16 protein-coding genes and 1 other RNA gene are annotated in these 19,160 nt (G+C 69.2%); 8 read left to right on the top strand and 9 right to left on the bottom strand.

From position 1 onward, the window contains the following. Window positions 1–55: 55 nt before the first annotated feature. From AB0H86_RS28415 to AB0H86_RS28385, 7 genes are all read left to right on the top strand, one after another. Window positions 56–1,420 carry an MFS transporter gene (locus tag AB0H86_RS28415; RefSeq protein WP_362444638.1) on the top strand — a complete coding sequence of 455 codons (1,365 nt, stop codon included), beginning with the start codon at window positions 56–58 and terminating at the stop codon, window positions 1,418–1,420. A gap of 388 nt (window positions 1,421–1,808) precedes the next feature. Further along, window positions 1,809–3,104 (top strand): extracellular solute-binding protein, encoded by a 1,296-nt coding sequence (locus tag AB0H86_RS28410; protein WP_362444635.1) that lies wholly within the window; start codon window positions 1,809–1,811, stop codon window positions 3,102–3,104. Further along, the gene (locus AB0H86_RS28405; RefSeq protein WP_362444632.1) at window positions 3,101–4,060 is read left to right on the top strand and encodes a sugar ABC transporter permease; all 960 of its coding nucleotides are present in this window, start codon (window positions 3,101–3,103) and stop codon (window positions 4,058–4,060) included. The genes AB0H86_RS28410 and AB0H86_RS28405 overlap by 4 nt, the downstream gene beginning before the upstream one ends. Then, window positions 4,057–4,881, top strand: a complete 825-nt coding sequence (locus AB0H86_RS28400) for a carbohydrate ABC transporter permease (protein WP_362444629.1) — start codon at window positions 4,057–4,059, stop codon at window positions 4,879–4,881. Before AB0H86_RS28405 ends, AB0H86_RS28400 begins: the two co-directional genes overlap by 4 nt. A gap of 12 nt (window positions 4,882–4,893) precedes the next feature. Continuing rightward, the gene (gene yicI, locus AB0H86_RS28395; protein WP_362444626.1) at window positions 4,894–7,143 is read left to right on the top strand and encodes an alpha-xylosidase; all 2,250 of its coding nucleotides are present in this window, start codon (window positions 4,894–4,896) and stop codon (window positions 7,141–7,143) included. Continuing rightward, window positions 7,143–8,156 (top strand): LacI family DNA-binding transcriptional regulator, encoded by a 1,014-nt coding sequence (locus tag AB0H86_RS28390; protein WP_362444623.1) that lies wholly within the window; start codon window positions 7,143–7,145, stop codon window positions 8,154–8,156. Before yicI ends, AB0H86_RS28390 begins: the two co-directional genes overlap by 1 nt. A gap of 203 nt (window positions 8,157–8,359) precedes the next feature. Then, window positions 8,360–8,881 (top strand): hypothetical protein, encoded by a 522-nt coding sequence (locus AB0H86_RS28385; protein ID WP_362444621.1) that lies wholly within the window; start codon window positions 8,360–8,362, stop codon window positions 8,879–8,881. 78 nt (window positions 8,882–8,959) lie between these two features. Here AB0H86_RS28385 and ssrA read toward each other — a convergent pair. The 5 genes from ssrA to ftsE all read right to left on the bottom strand — a co-directional run bounded on the left by ssrA (window position 8,960) and on the right by ftsE (window position 12,963). Continuing rightward, window positions 8,960–9,348: a transfer-messenger RNA gene (gene ssrA, locus AB0H86_RS28380) on the bottom strand. Between the two features lie 98 nt (window positions 9,349–9,446). Beyond that, entirely contained in the window at window positions 9,447–9,983 is a 537-nt protein-coding gene (smpB, locus tag AB0H86_RS28375) for an SsrA-binding protein SmpB (RefSeq protein ID WP_362444618.1), read from the bottom strand. An 87-nt stretch (window positions 9,984–10,070) separates the two neighbouring features. Beyond that, entirely contained in the window at window positions 10,071–11,243 is a 1,173-nt protein-coding gene (locus tag AB0H86_RS28370) for a S41 family peptidase (protein ID WP_362444615.1), read from the bottom strand. A gap of 67 nt (window positions 11,244–11,310) precedes the next feature. Then, the gene (gene ftsX, locus AB0H86_RS28365) at window positions 11,311–12,228 is read right to left on the bottom strand and encodes a permease-like cell division protein FtsX (protein WP_362444612.1); all 918 of its coding nucleotides are present in this window, start codon (window positions 12,226–12,228) and stop codon (window positions 11,311–11,313) included. A gap of 45 nt (window positions 12,229–12,273) precedes the next feature. After that, complete coding sequence (gene ftsE / locus AB0H86_RS28360; protein WP_362444609.1) at window positions 12,274–12,963, bottom strand: cell division ATP-binding protein FtsE; 690 nt, start codon at window positions 12,961–12,963, stop codon at window positions 12,274–12,276. A gap of 223 nt (window positions 12,964–13,186) precedes the next feature. Here ftsE and AB0H86_RS28355 point away from each other — a divergent pair, with 223 nt between their 5' ends. Next, window positions 13,187–13,378 (top strand): hypothetical protein, encoded by a 192-nt coding sequence (locus AB0H86_RS28355; protein ID WP_362444606.1) that lies wholly within the window; start codon window positions 13,187–13,189, stop codon window positions 13,376–13,378. A 149-nt stretch (window positions 13,379–13,527) separates the two neighbouring features. On the opposite strand, the gene AB0H86_RS28350 is transcribed toward AB0H86_RS28355, so the two are convergent. The 4 genes from AB0H86_RS28350 to AB0H86_RS28335 all read right to left on the bottom strand — a co-directional run bounded on the left by AB0H86_RS28350 (window position 13,528) and on the right by AB0H86_RS28335 (window position 18,834). Further along, complete coding sequence (locus tag AB0H86_RS28350) at window positions 13,528–14,187, bottom strand: hypothetical protein (RefSeq protein WP_362444603.1); 660 nt, start codon at window positions 14,185–14,187, stop codon at window positions 13,528–13,530. 321 nt (window positions 14,188–14,508) lie between these two features. Further along, a complete protein-coding gene (prfB, locus tag AB0H86_RS28345) occupies window positions 14,509–15,615 on the bottom strand; it encodes a peptide chain release factor 2 (protein WP_362444600.1) in 1,107 nt (368 codons plus the stop codon). 112 nt (window positions 15,616–15,727) lie between these two features. After that, window positions 15,728–16,963, bottom strand: coding sequence for a serine/threonine-protein kinase (locus AB0H86_RS28340; RefSeq protein WP_362444597.1), 1,236 nt, complete (start codon window positions 16,961–16,963; stop codon window positions 15,728–15,730). A 122-nt stretch (window positions 16,964–17,085) separates the two neighbouring features. Then, complete coding sequence (locus AB0H86_RS28335) at window positions 17,086–18,834, bottom strand: serine/threonine-protein kinase (protein WP_362444594.1); 1,749 nt, start codon at window positions 18,832–18,834, stop codon at window positions 17,086–17,088. Window positions 18,835–19,160: the final 326 nt, after the last annotated feature.

Below are 19,160 nucleotides of genomic sequence, written 5' to 3'. Positions count from 1 at the left end.
ATGCGGGCGGAGCAGGTGTTGGACCCCTTGATCCGGTACGGGCCACGGTTGGCCCATGCCCCCACTGCCCCCGCGAGACCAGCCCCGACCGCCTCCGAGGAAGCCACCCCTGTACACCGTCACCGCCGACAGCCTGGTCGCGGTCGACCTCACCCCCCGTACCCGACCCCGTACCCGACCCCGTACCCGACCCCGCACCCGGAGCCGCCCGCCCGGCCCCTACCGCGGCCTCTTCACCATCCCCGGCGCCCGTGCCTTCACCGCCGGCAACCTGGTGGCCCGGCTACCCATGGGCATGTTCACGGTGAGCGCGGTCGTCATGATCGCCGGTACCCGGGGTTCGTACGCCCTGGCCGGCGCCGTCACCGCGACCGGCCTCGGGGCGACCGCGGTGGTCGCCCCGTGGACAGCGCGGCTCGTAGACCGGTACGGGCAGGCCCGGATCGCCGTACCCGCGACCCTGCTCGCGGCGCTGGGCTCCCTCGCGCTGCTCCTGTGCGTACGGCACGGGGCGCCCGCCTGGACACTGTTCGCCTGCTACGCCGCCACCGCGACGACCCCCAACCTCGGCGGCATGTCCCGGGCCCGCTGGGCGTACCTGCTGAAGGGCGACCCCAAGGCCCTGCACACCGCGAACTCCTTCGAACAGGCCGTGGACGAGCTGTGCTTCATGCTGGGCCCGGTGCTCGCGGCCTTCCTGTGCGGCACGTTCTTCCCGGAGGCGGGCACCCTGGTGGGCGTCGTCCTGCTGGTGACGGGCATGCTCCTGTTCACCGCGCGGCGCTCCACGGAGCCGCCGGTCACCCCCCGGGCCCGGACGAAGGCCACCTCCCTCTTCCGAGCCCCCGGCATCCGCCCGCTGCTCGCCGTCTGTCTCGCCATGGGCGTGGTGTTCGGGTCGATGGAGGTCGTCACGATCGCCTTCGCGGACACGCGGGGCCACCGCTCGGCAGCCGGCGCGGTACTCGCGCTCCAGGCGGCCGGTTCATTCGCCGCAGGCCTGTTGTACGGGGCGGTGAGGCCAACCGGTCCCGCGCGGGAGCGGTACGTGTGGTGCATCGCCGCGATGACCGCGCTGCTGACCCTGCCGTTGCTCGCGGCATCACTGTCCGGCTCCCTGTGGCTCCTGGCGGGCGCGCTGCTGGTCGCCGGGATGGCCACCGCCCCGACGATGGTCACCGGCATGACCCTGGTCCAGCAGCGCACCCCGGAGGGCCGCCTGAACGAGGGCATGACCCTAGCGGTGACCGGCCTGCTAGGCGGCATCGCCGCCGGCAGCGCCCTAGGCGGCTGGCTCGCCGAACACACCGAGCCCGCCACGGGCTACGGCGTGCCCGTCACAGCCGCGGCGGTAGCACTGATGATCGCGCTAGCCCACCACGACGACAGACAAGCCCCCGCACAACACCAACAGGGATGACCAAGCGGGCTCGCCCACCACGACGACGAGCGAGCCCGCGTACGGCGAGAAGGGGACGGGTCGGGGGTGTCCGCCCGCAGCGGTTGTCGCGTCAACACCGCCCAGTCAACAAGAAACCGATTCCGCGACGTTCCGAGGACGGACACCCCCGACCCGTCCCCGCCCCACCCCAAACCGCAGGCGCCACGGACACCCCCGACCCACGACACGTCCGACCCATCGAACCGCTTCCCCCACTCCCTCCCCCCAATCCCGACGCACCCCATTGACGCCTCCCCGGCCGCCACATACGTTCGCCCGTCGAAGCGCTTCGACGTCACGCATCGAATCGATTCGATGGACGCTGCGTGACGCCCCGATACCCATCCGACTCCCTTGGAGGCACAGGATGTCGACGGCACGAAGGCGTATGACGGCGATCATGGCGGCAATGCTCGGCGGAGCCCTGCTCCTGACCTCCTGCGGCGGCTCGGACAGCGGCTCCGCCGACGGCAGGACGCTGAAGCTGTGGCACTACGAGGCTCCGAACAGCGCGATGGGACAGGCCTGGAACGCGGCCGTCAAGGAGTTCGAGGCCACGCACCCGGACGTGAAGGTGCAGTTCGAGGCGAAGGGCTTCGAGCAGATCCAGAAGACCGCGCAGATGGTCCTCAACTCCTCCGACGCGCCCGACCTCATGGAATACAACAAGGGCAACGCGACGGCGGGCCTGCTCTCCAAGCAGGGACTGCTGACCGACCTGACCGCCGAGGCGACGAAACGCGGCTGGACCAAGCAAATCAGCACAGGCGTCCGCACCACCAGCGTCTATGACACCGAGGGCGTCATGGGCTCCGGCAAGTGGTACGGCGTGCCCAACTACGCCGAGTACACGATGGTCTTCTACAACAAGGACCTCTTCGCCAAGTACAAAATCCCCGAACCACAGACGTTCAACGAACTGACCGCCGCGATGGACAAGTTCGTGGCCAAGGACATCACCCCGCTCGCCAACGCCGGCGCCGAATACCCCGCCCACCAGTACCTCTACCAGCTCGCCCTGTCGAAGGCCGACCGCGCCTGGGTAGACGCCTACGAGCTGTACAAGGGCAGGCCCGACTTCCACGACACTGCCTGGACCTACGCGGCGGACACCTTCGCCGACTGGGTGAAGAAGGGCTACCTGAGCGACAAGAGCACCAGCGCGAAGGCGGAGGACGCCGGGGTCTCCTTCCTCCAGGGCAAGTCGCCGATCCTGTTCTCCGGCAGCTGGTGGTACGGCCGCTTCCAGGACGAGGCGACATTCGACTGGGGCACCTTCCTGTGGCCCGACTCGAACCTCACCCTCGGCTCCGGCGGCAACCTGTGGGTCGTCCCCAAGGGCGCCAAGAACAAGGACCTCGCGTACGACTTCATCGACATCACCCTGTCGAAGAAGATCCAGAACCTGCTCGGCAACAAGGGCGGCGTCCCGGTCGCGGCGGACGCGAGGGCCATCACCGACCCCAAGTCCAAGACCCTCATCGACCACTTCAACACCCTCTCCCGCCGCGACGGCCTGGCCTTCTACCCGGACTGGCCGATCGCCGGCTTCTACGACGTCCTCGTCTCCGAGACCCAGAAGCTGCTGACCGGCAGCGAGAAACCAACGGGCTACCTGGACGCGTTGCAGGAGGCGTACGACAAGGACGCCCCGAAGCGATGACGGTCACCGTCGAATTGGTGACCGCCAAACAAAACCACCCCAGCCCCCCGCGCCGCCGCCCCCACGACTCGTACGCCCTGTTCCTGCTCCCCGGAATCCTCGCCTTCCTGGTCGTGATCGTCGTCCCGTTCCTGATGAACACGGGCGTGAGTTTCACCGACTGGCAGGGCGTGGGCTCCCCCGGCTGGTCCGGTCTCGCCAACTACCGCGAGCTACTGAACGATTCCGAGTTCTGGGCGTCGTTCCGGCACAGCCTGTTCATGGTCGTCGCGATGGCCGCCGTACCGACAGCGCTCGGACTAGTCCTCGCCGCCGCCCTGTTCGACTTCGTAGGCAAGCACTTCGGCGGCAAGATCACGACCGTCCTGCGCGCCTGCTTCTACCTCCCCCAGGTGCTGCCGATCGCGGTGGCCGGCATCGTCTGGAGCTGGATCCTGGCGCCGGACAACGGCTCGCTCAACGAGCTGCTCAAGGCGGTGGGCCTCGGATCGTGGCAGCAGGACTGGCTCGGCGACCCGGACCTCGCGCTCTACAGCGTCATGGGCGTGATGGTCTGGGTCCAGCTCGGCTTCCCGCTGGTGGTCTTCATGGCGGGCCTGCAACGCGTAGACCCGCAGCTGTACGAGGCGGCCGAGCTGGACGGCGCCGGCTGGTGGCGCCGCTTCCGGCACATCACGCTGCCGCAGATCCGCCCGGAGATCTACGTCGTGCTGACCTGGTGCACGATCGCCGCGCTCAAGGTGTTCGGCGCGGTGTACGTCCTCACGAAGGGCGGCCCGGGCGGGGAGACGAACGTCCCCTCCTACTTCTCCTTCACCACGTTCTTCGAGAAGACCCAGGTCGGCTACGGCGCCGCGATCTCCACCGTGCTCACCGTGATCATCCTGCTGCTCTCCCTGATCGGCCTGAAGTTCCAGACCCGCGCGGAGGACGCCGAGGAAGGGACCCGCGTATGACGACCGCACTCCGCCGCTACCCGGTCCTGGTAGCTCTCTGCATCGCGGCGCTCTTCATGGTGATCCCGTTCGCGATCGTCGCCGTCAACGCGGTCAAGTCCCCCACCGAGTACGCCCAGAACGGCCCGCTCAGCCTGCCCGAGGGCATCTACCTGGACGGCATCAAGGACTTCTGGGAACGCGTCGGCTTCGGCCGGAAGCTGGTCAACTCGGCGCTGATCAGCGGCGCGGTGGCGGTGCTGGCGGTCGCCTTGTCGGTCCTCAACGCGTACGCGATCGGCATCGGCCGGATCAAGGGCCGTACCTGGGTGCTCGCCTTCTTCGTGCTCGCGAACATGCTGCCGCAGGAGGCGCTGGTCTACCCGATCTACTACCTGAGCAAGGAGGCAGGCCTCTACGACACCAGGCTGAGCGTGATCATCGTCTTCACGGTGATCCAGGCGGCCTTCGGCACGTATCTCCTCTCCTCCGTGCTCGGCCAGTTCCCCCGCGAGATCATCGAGGCCGCCCGGATCGACGGGGCGAACAAGTGGCAGGTGCTGTGGCGGATCGTGGTCCCCGTCAGCCGTCCCACTCTCGGCGTGCTGCTGGTCTTCTTCTTCATCTGGACCTGGAACGAGTTCCTGCTCCCCCTGGTCATGCTGATCTCCAACGACAACCAGACGGTGTCGGTGGCCCTCGGTGTCCTCCAGGGCCAGCGTCTGATGGACGCCACGATGACCAACGCGGCCGCCCTGCTGGGCGTCCTGCCCGCCCTTGTCTTCTTCCTCGTCTTCCAGCGAACTCTCACCCGCGGGATCGCCGTGGGTGCCGTGAGATAAGGAACCCCCCACATGAAGTTCACCGACGGCTACTGGCTGCTGCGCGAGGGCGTCGTCGCGGACCACCCCGCCGAGGTCCTCGACGTCACGGCGGCGGACGGCGCGCTGGAGATCCACGCGCCGTCCCGCCCCATCCGCAGCCGCGGCGACCTGATGACGGGACCGGTCATGACGATCAGCGCGCACTCCCCCATGCCGGACGTCATCGGCGTCACGTTCACCCACTTCCGGGGCGAACGGCCGGACGCCCCCGAATTCGACCTGGCCAGACAGGAGTTCACCGCGCACACCGAGTACGACGACGATCACGCGACCCTGACCTCCGGCACCCTCTCCGTCCGGTTCGCCCGCTCCGGCCCCTGGCACGTCGACTTCCTGGCCCACGGCCGGGTCCTGACCAGCAGCGGCACCAAGAGCATGGGCATCATGCGGGACGCGACAGGCGCCCACTACCTGCGGGAGCAGCTGGGCCTGGGCGTCGGCACGTCCGTCTACGGCCTCGGCGAGCGCTTCGGCCCGCTGGTGAAGAACGGTCAGGTCGTCGACATCTGGAACGCCGACGGTGGCACGACCACCGAACAGGCCTACAAGAACGTGCCGTTGTACCTGACCGACGCCGGCTACGGCGTCTTCGTCGACCATCCGGGCAAGGTCTCCTTCGAGGTCGGCTCGGAGGCGGTGTCCCGGGTGCAGTTCAGCGCGGAGACCCAGGAGTTGACGTACTACGTCATCCACGGCCCGACCCCGAAGGACATCCTCCGCAAGTACACGGCCCTGACCGGGCGTCCGGCCCTTCCGCCCGCATGGTCGTTCGGTCTGTGGCTGTCGACGTCCTTCACGACGTCGTACGACGAGGAGACGGTGACCTCTTTCATCGAGGGCATGCGGGAGCGCGAACTGCCCCTGTCCGTCTTCCACTTCGACTGCTTCTGGATGCGGGAGCACAACTGGTGCGACTTCCGGTGGGACCCGCGGGTGTTCCCGGACCCGGAAGGCATGCTCGCGCGGTTCAAGGAGCGCGGGCTCAGGGTCTCCGTGTGGATCAACCCGTACATTGCCCAGCGCTCGCCCCTCTTCGCGGAGGGCAAGGCGCTCGGGCATCTCCTGAAGCGGCCGGACGGGAGCGTGTGGCAGTGGGACCACTGGCAGCCGGGCATGGCGTTCGTGGACTTCACCAGTCCGGCGGCCCGCGACTGGTACGCGTCCAAGCTGGAGGGTCTGCTCGCACAGGGTGTCGACTGCTTCAAGACGGATTTCGGCGAGCGGGTCCCCCTCGACGTGGTCTGGTCCGACGGCTCCGACCCGGAGCGGATGCACAACTACTACACGTACCTCTACAACCGCACGGTCTTCGACGTGCTGCGCAAGCACCGGGGTGAGGAGGAGGCGGTCGTCTTCGCCCGCTCGGCGACGGCGGGGAGCCAGAAGTTCCCCGTCCACTGGGGCGGCGACTGCGAGGCGACCTACGAGTCGATGGCCGAGTCGCTGCGGGGCGGGCTGTCCCTCGGGCTCTCCGGCTTCGGCTTCTGGAGCCACGACATCGGCGGCTTCGAGGGCACCCCGACACCGGCGCTCTTCAAGCGCTGGCTGGCATTCGGCCTGCTGTCCTCCCACAGCCGGCTGCACGGCAGCTCCTCCTACCGCGTGCCGTGGCTGTTCGACGAGGAGTCGGTCGACGTGCTGCGGCACTTCACCCGGCTGAAGCTGCGGCTCATGCCCTATCTGTACGAGGCCGCGCGCGCCGCCCACACCGAGGGCGTGCCGGTGATGCGGGCGATGGTGCTGGAGTTCCCGGACGACCCCGGGTGCGCGCACCTGGAACGGCAGTACATGCTCGGGTCGGATCTGCTGGTCGCGCCGGTGTTCGGCGACGAGGGCGATGTCTCGTACTACGTCCCCGACGGCACCTGGACCCACTTCGTGACCGGGGAGACGGTGAGCGGGCCGCGCTGGGTGCGCGAGCGGCACGACTTCCTGAGCGTGCCGCTCCTGGTGCGACCCGGGGCGGTGATCCCGGTGGGCGCGGTGGCCGACCGGCCCGACTACGACCACGCCGACGGGGTCACGCTGCGGGCCTACGGCCTGGAGCGGGGCGACCAGGTGACGGTACGGGTCGGGGACGTGACCTTCACCGTCGTACGCGAAGGGGATCTGCTGCGGGCGTCGTGCGGTGACCCGGCGGCGCCGTGGGGGCTGGCCGTCGGTGAGCGTGAGGTGCGGGCGCGGGCCGGTACCGGGTTCCTCACGGTGGAGTGCGCCTGATGGTGAAGATCACGGACGTGGCGCGGCGCGCGGGGGTGTCCCCGAGCACCGTGTCCTACGCGCTCAGCGGCAAGCGCCCCATCTCCGAGGAGACCCGGCAGCGGGTGGAGGCCGCCATCCGCGAGCTGGGCTACCGGCCGCACGCGGGTGCCCGGGCGCTGGCGAGCAGCAAGTCGAACGTGCTGGCGCTGGTGGTGCCGTTGCGGGCCGGTCTCCATGTGCCGGTGATGATGGAGTTCGCGGTGTCGGTCGTCACCACGGCCCGGCGCTACGACCATGATGTGCTCCTCCTCACCCAGGAGGAGGGCGAGGAGGGCCTGCGCCGGGTCGCCGACACGGCGCTCGTGGACGCGCTGATCCTGATGGACGTACAGCTGCACGACCCTCGGCTGCCGCTGCTGCGGGCCCTGGAACGGCCGTCGGTGGTGATCGGGTTCCCCGCCTCCGGTGCGGGCCTGACCTGCATCGACCTCGACTTCAAGGCGGCCGGTGAGGCGTGCGTGGAGCATCTGGCGGACCTCGGACACCGGGTGGTCTCGCTGGTCGGGTCGCCGCCGGAGGTGTACGTCCGGCAGACCGCGTTCGCCCAGCACGTGGTCCAGGGTTTCACCGCCGCCGCCGACCGGCACGGGCTCGCCTCCTCGATCCACCCGTGCGAGGCGGTCCCCGGTGGCGCCCGCGCGGTCGCCGAGCGACTGTTGCGCGAACAGCCCGCGTTGACGGGCGTGGTCGTCCACAACGAGCCCTTGCTGGAGCCGCTGATCGACGCCTTCGAGCAACTCGGCCTGCGCGTCCCCGGCGACCTCTCCGTCACCGCCATCTGCCCTGACGAACTCGCCGAGTCCGTCCGCGTCCCGGTCACCTCCGTCGCGTTGCCGTCCGTCGAGGTCGGTACCCGCGCGGTGGAGTTGCTGATGCGGAAGCTGGGGGGCGAGGGGCCGGTGCCCGAGTCGACGCTGCTGCCGCCCCGGCTGACGGAACGGGCGAGCACGGGGCGGAGGGCCACTCCTTGACGAACGGGCGTTCATCGGGGGCGCGTCGGGTCGGCGGCATGGGGTTGTCGGCGTTCAGTATGCGCTGAACCGGCATGTGGCGCGGGGCAGTTGGGATGGGCTGGCGGCATTGCGCCATGCGCCCATTTCCCTCTTGCCCCGCTCCTTCGACCTATACGTATGGTGATCGCCGCAGCCGGCCCCCACCGAAGGAAGACCACCTCATGCGCAAGCCTCTGGCCGTCCTCGGCCTCGCCGCTTCGGCCCTCGCCGTCGGCATTCTCACCTCGTCTCCCGCCGCCGCGGCCACGGCGAGGACCACCTTCGACGTGGTCTACCCCGACGCGAGGCCGCAGCAGATGTACCACGTGGAGAACGAGGCCAAGGTGGTCTCCGGGAAGATCACCGTCAACTCCGTCGTGAACTGGCAGATCATCGACGACCAGGTGGTGGACAACTCCCAGCGGTTCACCAGCTTCAAGATCACCAACCGGCTCGAGTCGAGACCCGGCAAGGACAGCGCCGACGTCGTGGAGGCCTCCAAGACCTGCGACCTGACCTCGCTGGTCAACGCCAACTACACGTGGTTCCTCATCGAGCCCGAGAACACCTGCGCCGCCCCGTCCACGATCTACGACGGTGAGGTCTGGTGGTCCTCCGACTCCACGGTCGTCTACGACATCGCCGGCGACGGCAAGGGCGCCACCACCGTCCAGCTGCTCGGCTCGCCCCTCGTCCACGGCTGACCCGGTACGGCTCAGCAGCGAAGGACAAGACGAAGGCCCCGCCGCTCGAAAGCGACGGGGCCTTTGCCCACATGGGATGAGTGGAGATGGCGGGAATCGAACCCGCGTCCAACGGTGCAGAATCAGGGCTTCTCCGTGTGCAGTTCGCTGCGATTTTCTCGGCCCCGGCGATCACGCGAACAAGTCGCCGACGGGCCCAGTCACTGTTTGGTTTCCCATCGAACCCCGTGACCGGGCTCGATGGTTTAGTCCCCTAGATTATGCCAGGATCCGGGTCGGGAACACTCCCGGGCTGACACCCATTAAGGGTCCTTCACTCACTGCTTATTAGGCAGCGAGGGCGAAGGACTGGGAATCGCTCTTGGAATTGGCGATTATTTGTTGCGACATATGGTTTACGAGATCATTGCCGCTTCCTCGACACGCTTCCCCTGCTTCAACAGCCGCTGTCGAAACCGATCATCCCCATGTTTATTTTTCAATGCTCACACCGGTTGCCCGATGTTGGTGCCATCGTACGTGAACAACGCACGCCGATGCCACCGTGTTCCCCGCGCCGGGCCGGCTACGCGCCCCGCTGCTTCCGCTTGACCGCCGCGATCGCGCGGTCCGACTCCCGCCGGTCCTGCTTCTCGCGGAGCGTCTGCCGCTTGTCGTACTCCTTCTTGCCGCGCGCGAGGGCGATCTCGGCCTTGGCCCGGCCGTCCCTGAAGTACAAGGCGAGGGGCACGATCGTGTGACCCGTCTCCTCGGACTTCGACTCCAGCTTGTCGATCTCCTCGCGGTGCAGGAGCAGCTTGCGCTTGCGGCGCACGGTGTGGTTGGTCCACGTGCCCTGGCTGTACTCGGGGATGTGGGCGTTGTGCAGCCACGCCTCGTTCCCCTCGATCTGGACGAAACCGTCGGTCAGCGAGGCGCGTCCCTGGCGCAGCGACTTCACCTCCGTGCCGGTGAGCACGAGCCCGGCCTCGTAGGTGTCGATGATCGCGTAGTCGTGCCGTGCCTTCTTGTTCTGGGCGACGATCTTGCGCTTGCCGTCCTTGACCTTGTCGGAGCTCGACTGACCGCCCTGCTTCGGCTGGGACTCTTTCGGTACGTACATTCCCTTACTCATAGTGCTGGCCATTTTCGCACTACGGAGGGGGTGTACGCGAAGCGCATTAACAGCGGGGCGGGACGAGGGGGTCCGTCACCGCCCCAGTCCGCTCAGTACCGTCCCGGCCCGCTCCAGGACGTTCCGCTCCACGTCCAGGTCGGGCGTGATGCCGTGGCCGTCGACCCCGCGGCCGGCCGGGGTGCGGTAGTGCCCGACGGTCAGCTCCGCGACGGAGCCGTCGGGCAGCCGGGTCGGCATCTGGACCGAGCCCTTGCCGAAGGTGCGGGAGCCCACCACGACCGCGCGACCGCGGTCCTGCAGGGCGCCGGTGAGCAGCTCGGCCGCGCTCATCGTGCCCCCGTCGACGAGCGCGACCAGGGGTCTGGTGGTGTCGCCGCCGGCATCGGCGTGCAGGGCGCGCTGTTCGCCCTCGACGTCGTACGTGGCGACCAGGCCGCCGTCGAGGAAGGCGGAGGCGGTGGTGACGGCCTCGGTGACCAGGCCGCCGGAGTTGCCGCGCAGGTCGAGGATGATCCCGGCGCCGGCCGGGGTCTGCCGTACGGCGTCGCGGACCCGGTCTCCGGAGCCCTTGGTGAAGGCGGAGATCCTGATGACGGTGGTGCCCCCGGCGGGCGTGCGCACCGTCACGTCGTCCGTGGAAAGCCGGGCCCGCCGCAGGGTCTCGCTCCACGCGCGCGTGCCGCGCTCCAGACCGAGGCGGACGGTCGTACCCGCGGCCGCGTCTGTGGCGTCGCCGCGCAGTAAGGCGACGACGTCGGTGACGGGGCGCCCGTCGACCTTCTTCCCGTCGACGCTGCGCAGTCGGTCGCCGCGGCGGATCCCGGCGGCGGCCGCGGGCGAGTCGGACCGCACCTTGGTCACCTCGATACGGCCGTCCCGCTCGCGCCGCGTCCACAGGCCGACGCCGGTGTACTGGCCGTCGAGGGCCTCCTCGAACTCCTCGTACTCGCCCTGGGAGTAGACGGCGCCCCAGCGGTCCCCGCTGCGGCTGACCGCGCGTTCGGCGGCCTCCATGGGGGACTTGCCGTCGGCCATGGCCTCCTCGGCGGCCTTCGCCACCTCCTCGTGGCGGCTCGCGGAGGCGGCCGAGAGGGCCGGGTCGGAGGCGGATCTCCGGTCGCTGACCTCGGAGTCCGGGAAGGAACCGGTCGCGGCTCCGGCGACGAGCACGCTCGTGAAGACCAATGTCAGGGCGGCCCCGCGGCCGATGCGGCGGGGCTGACAGAACAGGTGTCGGCCTGACATGCCGGTGAGTCTAGGACAACGCGAAGGGCCGTACGGTCGGTTGACCGTACGGCCCTCTTGTCATGCGTCACACCTTCAGGTACTTGCGCAGCGCGAAGAACGCGGCCATCGCGGGCATCAGCAGGCTCGTCGCCAGGATGAGCGGCAACTTCGTCAAAACGGCGTCCCAGCCGATGAAGTTGATCAGGTTCAGCTTCTCGGACAGGGCCAGGCCGTGGTCGATGAGGAAGTATCTGGCGATCACCAGGAACCCGCACGCGACCGTGCCGCCGATGAGCCCGGCGACGGCGGCCTCCATGATGAACGGCGCCTGGATGTAGAAGCCCGAGGCGCCGACCAGACGCATGATCCCGGTCTCACGCCGTCGGCTGAACGCCGAGACGCGCACGGTGTTGACGATCAGCATCAGCGCGACGACCAGCATCAGCGCCATCACCGCCCGCGCCGCCCAGTTCATGCCGTTGAGCAGCCCGAAGAGGTTGTCGAGGATCCCCTTCTGGTCCTGCACCGACTGCACCCCGTCCCGCCCGTCGAAGGCGGTCGCGATGACCTGGTACTTCTCCGGGTCCTTCAGCTTGATGCGGTACGACTCCTGCATCTGGTCCGGCGTGAGGGAGCTGGCCAGCGGGGAGTCGCCGAACTGCTCCTTGTAGTGCTTGTACGCCGCGTCCTGCGACTCGTACGTCACTGTCTGGACGACCGACATCTTGCCGAGGTCGGACTTGATCTCGCCCTTCTGCTCGTCGGTGACCGCGCCCTTGGCGCAGTTGGGGTCCGACTCGGCGTCGCTCTTGTTGCAGAGGAAGATCGAGACGTTGACCTTGTCGTACCAGTAGCCCTTCATGGTGCTGACCTGATCGCTCATCAGGAGCGACCCGCCGAACAGGGCGAGTGACAGGGCGACGGAGACGATGACGGCGAAGGTCATCGTCAGGTTGCGGCGGAGACCGACACCGATCTCCGACAGAACGAACTGGGCGCGCATGGCGGCTTCTTCAGGCCTTTCCGTGAACGTCTGCGGGGCGGGCGGTCAGTGCTGGTAGCCGTAGACGCCGCGGGCCTGGTCGCGGACGAGACGGCCCTGCTCCAGCTCGATGACGCGCTTGCGCATCTGGTCCACGATGTTCTGGTCGTGCGTGGCCATCAGCACGGTCGTGCCCGTCCGGTTGATCCGGTCGAGCAGCTTCATGATGCCGACAGAGGTCTGCGGGTCGAGGTTGCCGGTGGGCTCGTCCGCGATCAGCAGCTTGGGCCGGTTGACGAACGCACGCGCGATGGCGACGCGCTGCTGCTCACCGCCGGACAGCTCACCGGGCATCCGGTCCTCCTTGCCGCCCAGCCCGACGAGGTCGAGCACCTGCGGCACGGACTTGCGGATCTCGCCCTTCGACTTGCCGATGACCTCCTGCGCGAAGGCCACGTTCTCCGCCACCGTCTTGTTCGGCAGCAGCCGGAAGTCCTGGAACACCGTCCCCAGCTGGCGGCGCATCTGCGGCACCTTCCAGTTGGAGAGGCGCGCGAGGTCCTTGCCCAGGATGTGCACCTGACCGTGGCTGGTGCGCTCCTCGCGGAGGACCAGCCGAAGGAAGGTGGACTTTCCGGAGCCGGAGGACCCCACGAGGAACACGAACTCGCCCTTCTCCACTTCCAGGGAGACATCCCTGAGTGCGGGGCGGGTCTGCTTGGGGTAGACCTTGGATACGTTGTCGAATCGGATCACGGATGCACCACGGGTCGCCGGGGGTAGATGAGCGTGACCCTACGCGAAGCGGGTAGCGGACCGCAGTCACCGGTCAGGGTTACGTAAGAGATGTGTGTTTTGTGCACCCCCCGGCTCCATGGACCCCCGCGCTGAATCCCGGGGAACCTGGCACAGTGGAGGGGGAACGTTCTCGTTCCTGAAGGCGTTGTGTACATGGAACCGGTGCAAGGAGGGCGAGCGCATGACGTACGACCGGCTGGTGTGCGCTAACTGCGCGGCGCCTGTGAGCGAGGGGCGGTGCCCCGTGTGCCGTGCGAACCGCGAGCGGCTGCAGCAGGACAACCCCTTCGCGGGCCTGAACCCCATGGCACTGATCGCGCTGCTGGCGGTCCTGATCGCGGCGGTCGCGCTGCTGGCGCACCAGACCGCGTAGCACGCGCTCCGCGGGCGCGCCGCCCGAAGACACCCGAAAGACGGACACGCAAGACCACGACGGACACACGAAGGGCCCGGAGCGTCCCCCGCTCCGGGCCCTTCACCGTACGGTGCGCGTACGGTCCGTGATCAGTCGGTCACCTGAGGTCAGGCGACCGCTCCGCCGCGACCGGCCATGAGGCGCGGCAGGATGCGGAAGCCGATACCACCGGCGATCATCGTGGCGGCACCGATCACCAGGAAGCCGGTCTGCGCGGCACCGGTCTCGGCGAGCTCCCCGCCGCTGCCCTGGGCCGACGTGTCGGCCGGGGTGGCGTCCGAGCCGGTGTCGGTGAGGGCCGAGGAGCCCTCCTCCTGCGCGGAGGTGCCGGAACCGCCGTCGGGGTCGTTGTTGTTACCGCCGCCGGCACCGTTTCCGTTGCCATTGCCGTTGCCGTTTCCGTTCCCATTGCCGTTCCCGTTACCGGGGGCGGTCGGGTCGGCGGTCGGGTTGTCCGTCGGCTCCTCGGTGGGCTCGGTGGGCTCCTCCGTGGGCTCGGTCGGGTCGGTGGGGTCGAGCGTCGGGACGTCCGTGGGAAGGTCCGTGGGGACACCCGGGTCGGTCGGCTCGTTCGGCTCGGTGGGGATGCCCGGGTCGGTCGGCTCGTCGACGAGGCCGGTGTCGACGTTCACGCCGACACCGCTCTCGCCCACGCTTACGCCGATTTCCAGCGCGGACGCCGCGCCCGCGGCGGTCAGCGAGGCACCGGCCGCGATCACGGCGCCGGCGGCTATGCGCGCGATCCGGATCCGCGTCTTCTTCGTCATGTGGTTGCTACCCCCAGTAGCTCATCGTCAGTGAGGCGGCGCTCGGGGCCGTGATCGACGGAGGAGGTAGCTGCAACTCAAGCCCCCCGGTTCACATGCGCCCCAGAGATACGCATGCCGAGCCTCACCATTCCCACTTTTCACAACAACGTCAAGGCCGTTGCGCGCGCAATGTCCAACTAAGGGATCTATGCCGGAGATTGAAGCGTGTGAGTGTGATGTAAAACCCAGACATCAGACGCGCAACCGGGCAGACAAAAGGCAACTGCCCCCGGGCGGGCGGCAGTTGCCTTGTCGACAAAGCGCTGTGCGTGTGCGGTGTTACTTCTCCCGCTGCTTGCGCCAGCGAATTCCGGCCTCCAGGAACCCGTCGATCTCGCCGTTGAACACGGCCTCCGGGTTGCCTACTTCGAACTCGGTGCGCAGGTCCTTGACCATCTGGTACGGGTGCAGGACGTACGAACGCATCTGGTTGCCCCAGGAGTTGCCGCCGTCGCCCTTGAGCGCGTCCATCTTGGCCTGCTCCTCCTGGCGGCGCCTATCGAGGAGCTTGGCCTGGAGGACGTTCATCGCGCTCGCCTTGTTCTGGATCTGCGACCGCTCGTTCTGGCAGGAGACGACGATGCCGGTGGGGAGGTGGGTGAGGCGCACCGCGGAGTCGGTGGTGTTCACGCCCTGGCCGCCAGGACCGGACGAGCGGTACACATCCACCCGCAGCTCGGACTCGTCGATCTCGATGTGGTCGGTCTTCTCGACCACCGGCAGGATCTCGACGCCCGCGAAGGAGGTCTGCCGACGCCCCTGGTTGTCGAAGGGCGAGATGCGCACCAGCCGGTGCGTGCCCTGCTCCACGGAGAGCGTTCCGTACGCGTACGGGATCTGCACGGCGAAGGTGGTCGACTTGATGCCGGCCTCTTCCGCGTACGACGTCTCGTAGATCTCGGTCTTGTAGCCGCGCTGTTCCGCCCAGCGCAGGTACATCCGCTGGAGCTTCTCGGCGAAGTCGGCGGCGTCGACGCCGCCGGCCTCGGCGCGGATGTTGACGAGCGCCTCGCGAGAGTCGTACTCGCCGGACAGCAGCGTCCGCACTTCCAGCTCGTCCAGCGCCTTCTTGACGGCGGTCAGCTCGGACTCGGCCTCGGCGCGGGCGTCCGGATCGTCCTCCTCCTCCGCCATCTCGAACAACACAGAGAGATCGTCGATCCGTCCGCGCAGCGTCTCCGCCTTCCTGACCTCGGCCTGGAGGTGGGAAAGCTTGCTGGTGATCTTCTGCGCCTCGTCCGGGTTGTCCCACAGGGACGGCGCGGCCGCCTGCTCCTCGAGCACGGCGATGTCTGCCCTCAGCTTCTCGAGGTCCAGAACGGCCTCGATCGACTCCATGGTCGAGGAGAGGGACTTGAGCTCTTCGGATACATCGACGACTGCCACGCCTCCAGCGTAACGGCTCCGCCAAGCGGGGAGGGCCGGTGCCCGCCCGTGGGCCCGGACACCGCTCGGCCCGCGCCTCCTGGCGGGGCCGAGGGGACGAAGTCCCTGACGGTCACGGGGACGACGGGGCCGAGTTGTTGGTGTCCTTGGGGGTCGCCCCCGCGTCGTCGCCCGAGGTCGCCGCCCATGTGCCGACGCCGGCCGCGATCAGGACCAGCGTGGCGACGCCCAGCACCACACGCCGTCGCCGCGTGGCCGCCCGGTGCCGTGCGGAGCCCGGTCGCGGCGCACCCGCGGCACGGGGTGCCCGGGCCGTCCCTCGCGCGCCCCCGGCCAGTTCGTCGGGTGCCGGCACCCTCATCGACGTATGCGTGTCCCGGTTGGAGTCCGCCGGCTTCGCGCCCGGCACCAGCGGCACCGCCCCGCGCCGTACCCGCGAGGAGGACTCGGGCTCCTGAGGGGGATCCTCCCGCTCGTCCTCCTCCGCCTCCGTGTCCGGCTCGTCCACGTCCAGCGGCGGCATCCCGGCCAGCATCGGCAGCAGCTCCCGCAGCCGCCCCCCGAGCTCCGAGGCCCGCAACCGCGAGGCCGGCGCCTTGGCCAGGCACTGCACGAGCAGCTGCCAGAGCTCGTCCGGGATGCCGGGGAGCGGGACGACCGTCTCCGTGACGTGCCGGCGCAGCACCGCGCCCGGGTGTCCCCCGCCGAACGGGGTGAAGCCCGCCAGCAGCTCGTACAGGACGGTCGCGAGGGCGTAGATGTCCACCGAGGCCCGCGGCGGCAGGCCCTCGACGATCTCCGGCGCCAGATAGTCCGGCGTGCCGATGATCTTCGTGGCGCGGGTCCGGCGCGGTGAGTCGATCAGCTTGGCCACGCCGAAGTCGGTCAGCAGCGCCGGATGGGAGCCGCCCGGGCCGAGCGGGCCCCGCATGTCCAGCAGCACGTTCTCCGGCTTGACGTCGCGGTGCACGACCCCGGCCGCGTGTGCCGCCGCCAGTCCGTCGGCCACGTCCGCGACGATGGCGACCGCCGCCTCGGGCGCGAGCCGCTTGTCCCGGTCGAGCCGGGTGCGCAGGTCCGTGCCCCGGACCAGGTCCATGACCAGCGCGAGGTCGTTGCCGTCGACCACCAGGTCCCGTACGGAGACCACGTTCGGGTGCTCCAGGCCGAGCAGTGCCGTGCGCTCCTGGACGAAGCGTCCGACGAGCTCCTGGTCGGACGCGAGGTCCTCGCGCAGCAGCTTGATGGCGACGGGCCCGTCGGGTCCCTCACCCAGCCACACCGTGCCGGCGCTGCCCCGCCCCAGGATCTGATGGGCGGAGTACCGGCTCCCGATCTTCCGTGCCAAGGCTGCTCCTACAGACGCGTGTTGCCGATAAAACTACGCGCCGGAAGAGCCAACCTTCACCGCGGAGACAGAAATCACCCGCCAGGTGTCGACAAATCCCCAAGCTCGCCGCCAGGAGCGTCCTAGTTGGAGGAGCCTCCGCCCAGATCCCCGATGAATCCGGTCACCGTGTCGAACCAGTCGCTGAGCTGCTCCCAGTAGCCCTTGCCCGTCCCGATCCAGTCCTGGAGCGGGCTGAACTCCCAGACCAGCCAGCTGGCGACGAACAGGATGAGGATCGTGAACAGACAGCCCTTCAGGCAGCCCAGGCCGGGGATCTTCATCGGGTTGGCGCCGCGCTGCCGGGGCTCGCGCGGGGCCCGCCGCGGTTCCTCCCGGGCGGGCGGCGGCGCGTGCCGCTGGGGCTGCGGCTGCTGCCGGGGCTGCTGCTGCGGGGCGTACTGCTGGGGCTGTTGCTGCTGCGGATGGCCGTAGCCGGGCTGCTGCGGCTGCCCGTAGCCGGACTGCGGAGGCCGCTGCTGCGGGCGCTGCTGGGGCTGTTGTTGCTGGGGCCGCTGCTGGGGCTGTTGCTGCGGGCGGGCGACCTGCCGCTGGGGGCGGCGGCGCAGCGGGTCCTCGTTCGGGTCGAGGTACTGGACCTGCGTCTGTTCGTTGCGGTCGCGGGCGGCGCGCAGCTGGTTCTGCCAGGGGTGCGGATCCTCGGGTCCACCGGACTGCCCGGGCTGCTGTCCCGGCTGTCCGGGCGGCACGGGCGGCATAACGGCGGTCGGGTCGGCCGCGCCCCGGTTCGGGAGTACGGCGGTGGGGTCGGCGGCGCCCACCGGGTTGCCGGGGCCGGAGGTGTGCGGCATCACGCTGGTCGCGGCGTTCGGGTCGTACGCACCCGCACCCGCACCCGCGCCGTGCGGCAGCGTCTGCGTCGGGTCGGCGGCGCCGGGCACACCCGGGACGGCCGCCGGGGCCGGGTCGGGCGCCAGCAGCGCGCCGACCCCCTCCGCCGCGGCGATCTGCGCCGAGTTCGCGTGCACGCCGATGCCCTCGGCGACGGCGCGCAGGCCGCGGGCGAGGTTCTCGGCGCTGGGCCGTTCCTCCGGGTTCTTGCGCAGACAGCGCTCGATGACCGTCCACAACGGGTCGGGGAGCGTGGACGGGCGGCGCGGTTCCGCGTTCAGGTGCTGGTGCAGGACCTCGAGGGACGAGCCGCCGGAGAACGGCGGACGGCCGGTGACCAGCTCGTACAGGAGGATGCCGGCGCCGTAGATGTCGACGGCGGAGGTCTGCGGGCGGCCCTCGGCGGACTCCGGCGCGACGTACGCGGGCGTGCCGACGAACTCGTGGGTGCGGGTCAGCCCGGGCGAGTCGGCGAGGCGCGCGATGCCGAAGTCGGTCAGCATCGGGTGCATCTGATCGCCGAACTGCTGAAGCAGGACGTTGGCCGGTTTCAGGTCCCGGTGGACGACGCCGTCGGCGTGGCTGGCGGCGAGCGCGTCGGCGATCTGGGCCGTCAGCAGTGCGGCGCCGACGGGGCTGAAGGGGCCGTTCTCGCGCAGGTACCGGTGCAGGTCGGGGCCGTCGACGAGGTCCATGACCAGGGCGAGCAGATCGCCCTCGACCACCAGGTCGCGCACCCGCACGATGTTGGGGTGGGTCAGGCGCAGCAGGACGGAGCGCTCCCGCAGGAACCGCATCACGATGTCGGGGTCGTTCGCGAGTTCCTCTTTGAGGACCTTGATCGCGACGGTCTCTCCCGGACGGCCCTGCACGGCAGCCTCGTTGCCGGCTGCCTCGCGCTGGCGGGCCCGCCAGACGGTCCCCGTGGCACCGCGTCCCAGCGGCTCCTCGAGGAAGTACTTGCTGCCTACCGGCCGCACGTCATGTGCTCCCTGCTGCTTGCCTGTGTTCGAGCTGCTTGCCTGTGTTCCGACCTACTGTAATGCCGCCTTGCTCGACGGCAGGTTGCCGTCTTTCTGTGCCTCTTACGTACCGCTTGCCTTACTTGTTCGAAGGAAAGACGCTCGGCTCGGTCGGCTGGTTGCCGGACCCGGGACGTGACCGATCTCAAGCGGTCATGTCCGGGCTACCTGTCAGGCACTTTTACGGGCAGAGCCGACCAATCAAGATCATTTGCTGCTGGGGGGCGGGCGCGTTGTCAGTGGCAGGTGCGAGGATGCCTCCAATACTGGCCGACGCGCTCGTG

The sequence above is a fragment of the Streptomyces sp. NPDC050997 genome (genome assembly GCF_040660135.1).
Classification (GTDB): Bacteria; Actinomycetota; Actinomycetes; order Streptomycetales; family Streptomycetaceae; genus Streptomyces.
The sequence above is the reverse complement of the archived record's forward strand: the minus strand, read 5'-3'. Positions and strand labels throughout refer to the sequence as shown.